General features: G+C 35.6%; 4 protein-coding genes and 7 pseudogenes. 9 read left to right on the forward strand and 2 right to left on the reverse strand.

Annotated elements, in window-relative coordinates; genetic code table 11:
* Window positions 1-39 precede the first annotated feature (39 nt).
* From nuoE to HET73_RS03930, 7 genes and pseudogenes are all read left to right on the forward strand, one after another.
* A pseudogene (gene nuoE, locus HET73_RS03900) lies at window positions 40-565 on the forward strand (NADH-quinone oxidoreductase subunit NuoE).
* A complete protein-coding gene (locus tag HET73_RS03905) occupies window positions 546-770 on the forward strand; it encodes a hypothetical protein (protein WP_281356022.1) in 225 nt (74 codons plus the stop codon). The pseudogene nuoE and the gene HET73_RS03905 overlap by 20 nt, the downstream one beginning before the upstream one ends.
* A gap of 509 nt (window positions 771-1,279) precedes the next feature.
* A pseudogene (gene tgt / locus HET73_RS03910) lies at window positions 1,280-2,195 on the forward strand (tRNA guanosine(34) transglycosylase Tgt); the annotation flags it as partial.
* 146 nt (window positions 2,196-2,341) lie between these two features.
* Window positions 2,342-2,521, forward strand: coding sequence for a hypothetical protein (locus HET73_RS03915; protein ID WP_174134046.1), 180 nt, complete (start codon window positions 2,342-2,344; stop codon window positions 2,519-2,521).
* A 43-nt stretch (window positions 2,522-2,564) separates the two neighbouring features.
* Window positions 2,565-2,876 (forward strand): hypothetical protein, encoded by a 312-nt coding sequence (locus tag HET73_RS03920; protein WP_174134047.1) that lies wholly within the window; start codon window positions 2,565-2,567, stop codon window positions 2,874-2,876.
* A 70-nt stretch (window positions 2,877-2,946) separates the two neighbouring features.
* The gene (locus HET73_RS03925; RefSeq protein ID WP_174134048.1) at window positions 2,947-4,101 is read left to right on the forward strand and encodes a hypothetical protein; all 1,155 of its coding nucleotides are present in this window, start codon (window positions 2,947-2,949) and stop codon (window positions 4,099-4,101) included.
* 863 nt (window positions 4,102-4,964) lie between these two features.
* Window positions 4,965-6,389: pseudogene (locus tag HET73_RS03930) on the forward strand (proton-conducting transporter transmembrane domain-containing protein).
* A gap of 12 nt (window positions 6,390-6,401) precedes the next feature.
* Here the strand turns inward: HET73_RS03930 and HET73_RS03935 are convergent.
* Window positions 6,402-7,305, reverse strand: a pseudogene (locus tag HET73_RS03935) (FKBP-type peptidyl-prolyl cis-trans isomerase).
* Window positions 7,298-8,086: pseudogene (locus HET73_RS09440) on the reverse strand (polyprenyl synthetase family protein). The pseudogenes HET73_RS03935 and HET73_RS09440 overlap by 8 nt, the downstream one beginning before the upstream one ends.
* 137 nt (window positions 8,087-8,223) lie before the next feature.
* Here HET73_RS09440 and acpP point away from each other — a divergent pair.
* Both acpP and fabF read left to right on the forward strand, forming a co-directional pair.
* Window positions 8,224-8,475 (forward strand): annotated as a pseudogene (gene acpP, locus HET73_RS03945) (acyl carrier protein); the annotation flags it as partial.
* Between the two features lie 16 nt (window positions 8,476-8,491).
* Window positions 8,492-9,757, forward strand: a pseudogene (fabF, locus tag HET73_RS03950) (beta-ketoacyl-ACP synthase II).
* The last annotated feature ends 195 nt before the right edge of the window (window positions 9,758-9,952 follow it).

A 9,952-nucleotide genomic window follows, 5' to 3' on the forward strand; every position in this document is an offset into this window, starting at 1 on the left:
TTTAAGTATAATCTGTTGAGATTTACATGAACTTTACAGATGAAAGAAAAAGAAGAGCAATTTAGTTTTACATCAGAAAACCTCAAGAAAGCAAAAATGTTTATAGAGATGTATCCAAAAGGTAAAGAAGGCAGTGCTGTTATTCCTTTACTACATCTGGTTCAAGAACAATGTGGATGGGTTCCTGAGTTTGCCATGCCCTACGTTGCTGATATGCTGCATATTCCACATATTCGCGTATTCGAAGTGGAAAATGTTTACACACACCATTTATAATTTAAAACCAGTGGGTAAATATCTGATACAAGTTTGCAGAACAACTCCTTGCTGGTTATGCAGTGGCAAAGAAGTTTTAAATACCTTTAAAAAGAAACTTGGGATCAATATAGGTGAGACTACCAAAGATAATCTGTTTACTTTAAAAGAAGTTGAATGTCTTGGTGCGTGCGTTAATGCTCCTGTTGTACAGATTAATGACAATTTTTATGAAAATATTACTCCCGAAAAAGTAGAAAATATCATAGCAGAGCTTTCAAAAAAAATAGATGAAAGAGTTCTCATTTAGGATAACCAAACAATCAGGTTCTGCAAGAGTCGGCACAATTAAAACTCCAAATGGAAGCATAGAAACACCAGCATTTATATTTTGTGCAACCAAAGCTGCAATTAAAGCCGCGGATATTGAGAGAATCGGTGAAGCTGGTACTCAAATAATACTTTCCAATACCTATAAGAAGAACTTGAATAAAGAATCGCGAGGGCGGTTCTAAACGTGTAAATGAAGTGAGAAAAATAGTGAAGGGGTAAATTACTGAAGAATGATATGATATTGTAAAATTGGGAAATGGTAGTAGGCAATCGGAGGAGGTAGGATGGGGGAATCAAGTTAGGGCAAATATGGACAGGCAGACAAGGAAGGAAAGCTTAGTTGGCTCCAATGTTCGTCTCGGGTAAAGAGGAGAGGGAAGGTCGGTCGGGCCGAATCAAAGAAAGTAAATAAAGAAGAGAATAGGAAGTAGGGGGTCTGGGTTCCACTGTATTCTTAGGGCGGCAGATGAAAGCCATGGAGGATTGACAGGAGGGGACAGCAGTGCCAAGCGGGCGGGATTATATTGGGGTGTTTACAAGGCAGGTCAGAGTGATATCAATTTTTAGATGGAATGGTTCTAGCTGTGGATGAAATTTAGGGTTTTGAAGTTTTTAAAAAAAATTTAATTTTTTTTAATTTTTCTAAAATTTTTTAAAGTTTTAAAATTTTAATTCCTATTAAACATTGTAGCTTACTGATTCTGGTGGATACCAGATATTTAGCTTGGGACACGGATCAGTTTCAGAAGAAATAAAAGTAATAAGAAAGAAACAAAAAACTCTGATCAAAATTAATGAGGATGGGGCAATTTTTCGTTCTTACATCAATGGTAAAACTTATTGTTTAACTCCTGAAAAATCTATACAAATTCAGCAAAAATTAGGTGCAGATTTAATCCTAGTTTTAGATGAATGTATCCCGTTTTTCATGTAAGCAGAGAATATACACAAAAATCAATGCTCATGAGCCACAGGTGGGCTGAACGTTCTTTAAATGAACTTGAAAAAAGTAATGATGGCAAACAAGCGCTGTATAGAATTAGCCAAGGTGGAATATATCAAGATCTGCGTAAAGAAAGCTGTGGTTTTATCACTGACTTACCATTTTACGGTCAAGCAATAGGCGGGTCACTTGGTCAGAGTAAGGATCAGATGTATGATGTAGTTTCTTTTACTATGGAGCACTTAAAAAGATAGGCCTACTCATTTGCTTGGTATCGGTGGAATTGTGGATATCTTTCGCGCAGTGGAATTTGGAATTGACACGTTTGATTGCGTGCATCCAACTCGCCTGGCAAGACATGGTGGCGCGCTTGTTAAAGTGAAAAATAGAAACTCTATTGCTTCAAAGTGCAAGGAGCATATTAATTTACGAAATCAACAATTTGAGCTGGACAATTGAAAGTGACTGTTTGTGTTTTGCCTGCAGAAAACATTCGAGAGCTTATATACACCATTTATTGAAAGCTAAAGAGCTGCTAGCCTACACTCTCATTACCATTCACAATGTTTTCTTCATGAATAAGCTGATGGAATCAATAAGACAGGCAATATTAGATGATAGGTTAGATCAGGAAAAGAGTAACTGGGTTAGTGAAATGTTGTGACCTTATCTCTTCTTAAGTCTTCTCCTTACACTATTAGCTTTTCTTTCTTAATCATCTTTTTATTAATTTTAAAAGCATTCTAGTAAATAATTAACCGATTAGTGTTAGCCTTTATTCTTAATTGGTAAAAATTATAAGGTGAAAATATGGCTAAAGAAAATAATGCTCCATTAATATTCGATTTTGATAACACTATCACTGAAGAGCACATGCATAGTTATTTCAGGAACAAATGGAAATATGATTTGAATTCTACTACCGAAACTGCAGTCACGGATGCTGATATAAGAAATTTCCTCAAGAATACAGACGGAATAAAAAAATGAAGCGGAGCTGCAATCTGTACTGCAATCTGCGCTTTCAAGCGGAATGGAAGTTAACATTGCATCATACACAGAATATCCAAATGCTGTGAAAAGGGTTGTAGAAAATCATCTGGACTTATCTAAAAAGCAAGCAGGCGGTATTTCTGTATTTGGTGGATTTCCAGCAGATTATGATCCCCAGTTGTCAGGGCAAGGTATTAGAGAGCAACAAAGTCAAGTTGGAAAGAATTTACACATCTGTAAGGCAATTGTGGAGTATATGAATAAACACAATGGTGGGTTACCAAAAACTGTTATGTTGGTTGATGATGATGAAAAAATATTGAGAAGGTTAATGAGTTTGTTGAATCAATGAGCAAAAGAGAGAAATGGCGTAAAAAAAATGGGCTGAGTATTGAAGATATACAAAAATCAAGTTTGAAGGTGTGCAAGTACCTAAAGAGGATAAAAATGTTGATTACCTAGAGGAAGTGCGAGAATTTATTAATGCTAATTCAATAAAAGAATCAATCTATGAAAGCTCAAGGAAAGACGAATCACTATATGCTACAATCAATAAAAATACTTTTTCTTTACAGAAAGAAATGGAGACAATTAAATCTGTTCTTATTAACAATGGTCATAAATTAAAGAAAGAAGTACATAATGTTCAAGACCTATTTAAAGAGGAAGTAATAAGGACACTTAAAGAGCAAGGCTATGGTGCAAGTAGTAAGGAGAGAAAAGAAATTATTGTCAAAAGGAGTAAGCCAATAGATATTCAGAAGGTCCAGGAAATAATCAAAGATGCTTCAGATCGAGCAATAGAGGGATTTAAGGTATTAAAAATAGTACCGGAAGAAAGTACATACCGAAATCTTCAAGATATTCAGAATGCATTAAAAGTACAAGCAGGACCTGTACATCAATCATCATTTCCTCGAAAAAGGAAATCAAGTGATGGCATGGGTGTTGATAATAAAAAACAAGATATTAAGGACATACCATCATCTGAAACACAAGCAAAACCAACACACTCAAAACGTCATGCAATGATGCTTGACACTCAGCAAGTAGAATCTATACTTCAGGAGGCTAAAGAGCAACCACTAGTTAAAAAATACGCATATACGCAACACCTTTCCTTATTGAGGGAAATCCACACGTTTGAACTTTTTTTTCAAGATAGGGAAACAATGAAGGCTGTGAGCAATTTATTTATGAAGGAAGTAGTAACAAAACTCAAAGAACAAGGCTATGCAGTGAGTAGTGAACAGGGGGATAATGAAATTACTGTTAGTAGTAATGAATTAATATATGCTTCAAAGATAAACAAAGATGTTATTATCAAGTCTTTAGAGCAAGTAATGGAGAATAAAGAAAAAATTCAAGGTCTTGAAAAGCTTCATAAAGGTAACCAGTTAGAGCGAGAGATATCAAAGTTATTGAACGCTGATGTGCAAAAGGAAAATATACACTCAAATTCTGTGAGCAAAAAGCCACTTGCACCACCATCGCCTACTAAAAAAAGAAATCAGATAGTGATATACCAACTGATGACGAGAATAAAAAACCAGCATACACTGAGACTATCTCCTTAGCGCAAGAATTTAAAGCAATAAAAACTTTTTTAAAGATTGTGCTCAAAAAATAATAGATGCTATCTGCAATTTATTTAAAAGAGAAGTGGCAACAAAAATTGGAGAGCAGGGCTACAATGTGAGTAGTAAACAAGGAAGTAGTGAAATTACTATCGAAGGAAGTAAGCCAATAGATGCTCAAAAAATAAAAAACCTATACTATTGACGCCCTAGATCAAATTATAAAAAAGAAGGAGGAGATCAAAGATCTTGGAAACAATTATAAAGGTGACCAGCTAGAGCAAGAGATCTCGAAATTATTAAACGCTGATCGGCAAGAGGAAAATATAAACTCAAATTCTGTAGGAGGAAACTATGAAGAGCCTACGCATCAAACTCGTGAAGAGGCATTGCTCTCTCATCAGAAAATAAGAGGAAAATACAATAATGGAGAATCTACGCATCAGACTCGTGAATAGGCATTAAGAGGTGACTCACAAAAGAAAAATGCAAATTTAAGCAGAAGGCCGTTACCACCAGTACCTCCTAATAGCCGCATAGAAGAAGTGAGAGCGGAAGGTAAAACTAAAGCTATTGAAAAATAGTTGATGCACATTGTTTCAATCGTAACATGTGTTAAAATTTACGTATGATCAAATTAGAGAAACTCTTCTAGGTTAAGTTATATAAAAGAATAGGAGTACAACACACACACACACACACACACTGTCCTCCTATTCAGCTTATGCCATACAGATCTGTATATGTATAAAACTAATTTACTAAAAAAGTGGCAGTTTTTCTATGACTTGGGTATAATTCTAGCTTTACCTAAGTAAAAAGATGAATTACTTAATGGACCGTACCTTTCCTTACCATTTTTTATTACTGAAAATTATTTCTTGATTACTGCACTGATTCCGTTTTTGGGCGCAGTATTTTTTTTTTACTGGCAAATGGCCTAGTGTAAGCAATGGTGTTACTGTTGCTTCTTCTGTGCTTTTCTTTATGTATGTATACATATGTACCTCATATTGGGTGCTTAATGATACTTCTCACTTTATCCTCATGGATTTTGGCAACAATTGCATATTAGTTTAAAACTAGAGTCTACTGGGGTAGTATTTAGTTTGTTAATATCATTTTTATGGATACTAACCAGTGTATATGCAGTGTGTTATATGAAGAATAACTATCCTGATCGTGATCACTCAAGTTTCTTGTGTTTTCTTTCAGTATCGATCAGCTGTACAATGTTTATTGCTTTTTCTGGCGATTTGCTTACTACATTCGTCTTTTCTAAACTTTTGACTATCAGTACTTACCCTCTCGTTACCTATAATGCAACAAATGAGTCAATGATAGCCGGACGTTATTACTTTGATGTGCTGTTTTTTTCTTCCTTGGTACTATTTTTTTCAGTTCTCGGTTTCTTATACAGTAAATTTAATACTTTGGACTTCGTAAGCGGTGGAATATTTAAATTTGACACTTCGCTCGTCACTTTCATTGCAGTGTGTTTTGCTATGCTGATTTACGGAATAGGCAAAGCTGCATTAATGCCAATGCATCTTTGGTTACCAAAAGCAATCCTGTGAGCGCGATGCTACATGCTGTTGCTGTTGGTGTTGTGAAATCCGGGGTTTTCATCATTATAAAAATCATATTATACACTTTTGGCACCGATAATCTGCAACGCTTTGCGCAACAAAGTTGGTTTGCTGGAGGATGGCTGCCTTATGCTGCAGGATTTACCATCATTGTTGCTTCACTGATTGCACTCAAGCAGAAAGAATTGAAAAAAATGCTCGCCTACTCTACCGTTTCCCAATTATCATATGTTATGACCTCAGCGCAAGAGTTGCAGTTTTTCAGTTAGTTTGTCATGCATTTGCAAAAATCACTCTATTCTTTGTTGCAGGTAGCATAATAACGAAAACAGGTGAGAAATATGTAGATAGAATTCACGGCATAGGACGAAATATGCCAATTACTATGGCAGCATTTACTATAAGTGCGTTATCTATGATCGGAGTGCCACCTGCTCCAACTTTCTGGGGTAAGTTTCTCATTTTCAGCTGTTTTTAGCTCTAGCAATGTAGCACTTTCTGTATTTGTGACTCTCTGGTGTTGATTGTAAGCACTGTTCTCAATGCTATGTACTTTTTGCCAATAATTTACAATGCTTTTTCTCAAAGCCTTCTAACATTTTTTTCGTTAAAAAGACACCTATTTTTCTGGTTTTACCACCAGTTATCACTGCGATATGTACTTTTATTATTTCTTTTAGTTACCAAGTAATATTTTAAAGTATCTCGCCTTTAAGCTTTGGCATCTAAGCTGAGATTAATTATAGAAACATTTTCTTCGTCAAAACTTATATTTTTGACTAACGTACCATCGGTAACGTTCAAAAGTTCCGGTGGAGAGATAATAGTTCAGTTATTAACCGCTCTCATTCCAACCACTCCAAGCTCTATGGCAAGCGGTACTTTTTATCACCAACTTTGAATTGCGCTGTTTGATTTTTGATCATATATTCACCATCATGCCTCATTACGCTATATCTAACCGATATTTCGTCACCACACTTTACCTGTTTTCCCACCTTGTTAGTTGAGTCATTAAAAATCATTATATTATCTACTGAGTCGGGATATCTGTCTTTTACTTCAAGTAATTTGACATGATAAGAACTAAAATTCGTTTTGTTATCATTAGTAACACTGCTTACAGTAACTATACGCACTCCTTCTTCTTTCATCCCTATTACTCCTAAACCTACCTCTTTCCAATTATCCTGATCTATTTCCAAAGTAACATTAGGGACTTAACTCGGAAGTGGTGTCGCTAGGTTATTAAATATTTTATACATTTGCAGCAGGACTTCTTGACCACATAGAGCTCTTCTGCCACTGCCTTCTGTAATTTCATAAAAGTTTATCGGATTTTCCTCTTTTTCTTGCTGTATTATTTCTTCTAAATACTTTGTCAGCCCATGATTTTCAATATAGCGGTCAAGCGCTAATTCAAGTATTGGTTTCACTAAATAATATGCTATTGTTTGCACCAAGCCATCATGCGCAGCATTTATCTCATAAAGCTTGTCCTTTTTTTTTCTGGCTTACCTTTGTTGATATGGACGGTAGTAAACACAAAAGCGTAAGTTAAAATAAAAGTTATTAATATGGAAACAAGCAATTGTAATATAATTTTCTTAGCCATCTTTCCTTACTCGATTCAATAAATCGTATAAATAATCAGTATCTCCTGAAAGCCTACTCAAATTATCCGAAACTTGTTTTAAAAGGTTGTCTATATAGTTCTCTATTTCACTTTTATTAAGTACAGACATTAAATTATTTACCTCATCTTGTTTGTAGTCTTCAACATCATCATTAGCTTGAAAGATAAGTCTTAGATTTATCCCGTAGTCATATAACACTCTACGTTGCTTATCTGTAGCATCTCCAATTATAGCACCTATTTCACATGAAGTCGCAAATAGTTTTGCAGTTTTTAATAAGTGAATTTCTTTTATTTTAGAAAAATCTGTGTCAATATCCAAAATCTGTCCTCCTACCATTCCCTTAGTTCCTATCGCTTGAGAGAGCACTTTATGATTTCACAACGCTTGTTACTATCCTCATTTAGTGAAGATAATATTTCAAAAGCGAGGGTAAACAGCGCATCCCCAGAAAGTACCGCTGTTGCTTCGTCAAAGTTCTTATGGCAACTTGGCTGACTTCTGCGAGTGTCGCTATTGTCCATACACGGCAAATCGTCATGAATCAGAGAGTAGGTGTGAACATATTCAACTGCCATAGCAGCTGATATCGCTTTCTCAGCTTCTACATAAAACACTCGTGACTAAACGTGGAAGTGTATATTTTGCCGGAGCAAGAAGCACATAACGCATAGCTGATATAAGCTTGTTTTGGCTGTCTTCAGGTAAAAAATTATCTATTTCTGCAATGAGCAGATTTTTTGTTGTTTCATCTAACATTTTTGAGTTTCCAGCATATGATACTGAAGCAGCGGGAGCGGTAAAAAAAACTTTATAATAGTTTATCAATCATAAAAAGGTATTGCAAATATGAAATTTTTTTATAACATCGAAGAATAGATTATTTTTGGTTAAAAATAAATTACAAACTAGAAAAAAGCAGTAGAGAAGACATAGAAGAAAAGGTAAGAAAGATTGTGTTAGAGCACATTAGTAAGGATGTAGAGAAGTTTAACAACTCTTCGAAGCTCTCTGAGCATGGTGCAGACAGTTTAGATGCAGTTGAAATAATCATGGCAGCAGAAGAAAAGTTTGGAATAGAAATTCCTGAGCAAGAAGCACAAAAAATGGAAACTATGGAACAAATAGTTGAGTATGTAGTAAAAAAAACAATTGTAGTGTTAAATGAGCAGAAGAGTAGTAGTTACTGGTATTGGCTTAATTACTCCACTGGCAGCAGATGTTAAAAACACTTGGCTCAAATTAATGGATGGTAAGTCTGGCATAAAGGAAATCAACAGATTTGATACTTCCGATCTTACCTGCAAAGTGGCAGGGCAAGTTCCTATGCAGCACGACAATATATAGCATTATTTTAATCCGCTAGATTATATCTCTGAAAAAGACCTAAAAAGGACAGATCGATTTATCGATTACGGCATTGCAGCTGCTATTTAGGCAGTAGAAGATTCCATGATTTTGGAAAACCAAAATATCAATCGAGAGCGCGTTGGTGTGACTATTGGCTCTGGTATAGGTGGTCTTCCATCACTTCAGGAAAATGTAATTACTATGCAGGAAAAGGGGCACAGGCGTGTCAGCACATTGTTTATTCCTGCAAGTCTAATAAATTTGATATCTGGGCATATCTCTATTAAATACGAATTTACAGGCCCAAACGATTCAGAAGTAACCGCATGTGCAACAGGTGCGCATGCAATTACAAACTCAGCAAGGGCTATAAAACTCGATGAAGCAGACGTGATGGTTGCAGGTGGAGCAGAAAGTGCACTGTGTAGGGTTAGGATTGCAGGTTTTGCATCTAGGAAGGCACTATCAACTAAGTTTAACGATAAGCCTGAGGAAGCTTCAAGACCATGGGATGAAAAACGTGATGGATTTGTTATGGGTGAAGGATCCGGTATATTAGTGCTAGAAGAATATGAACATGAAAAAAAAGAGGGGCAAAAGTATATGCCGAACTGATTGGATACGGACTAACAGGGGATGCACATCACATCACAGCGCCACATTCAGAAGGAAGGGGTGCATTTAAAGCGACGCAAATTGTCTTAAAGAGTGCACAAGTTAGTACAAACCAAATTGGATATATCAATGCACACGGTACTTCAGCCCCACTTGGGGAACCAAATCGAAGTGATAGCAATAAAACAGTTATTTGGTGACTACGCTTACAAAGTACCGGTTTCATCTACTAAATCTTCTATAGGGCATTTGCTTGGCGCTGCAGGGAGCGTAGAAGCAATATTTAGTATCCTTGCGTTAAATAATGGAATGACTCCACCAACTTTAAATTTACACAAGCATTCAGAAGGATGTGATTTAAATTTTGTCCCGTTTAAAGCAAAAGAACATAAAATCCAATATGTACTTTCCAATTCGTTTGGCTTTGGTGGCACTAACGAGTCGCTTATCTTTAGACAAGCGTAAAAGTCGAGTCTAAACTTTGATAAACCAACCAATATTAAAAAATATGCAAGAAGTTTTATAAAAACTTAACATAGTTTTATCATAAAAATATCATTTTTATATCTTGTGTAAAAGTGAGTTTCAGCGCTAGATGAATCTTTTTTAATCTGTATATATAAAAATGAATGTGTGAATGTATGTTTCGAATAGAAATCC

It is taken from the genome of Wolbachia endosymbiont of Atemnus politus (assembly GCF_013309895.1).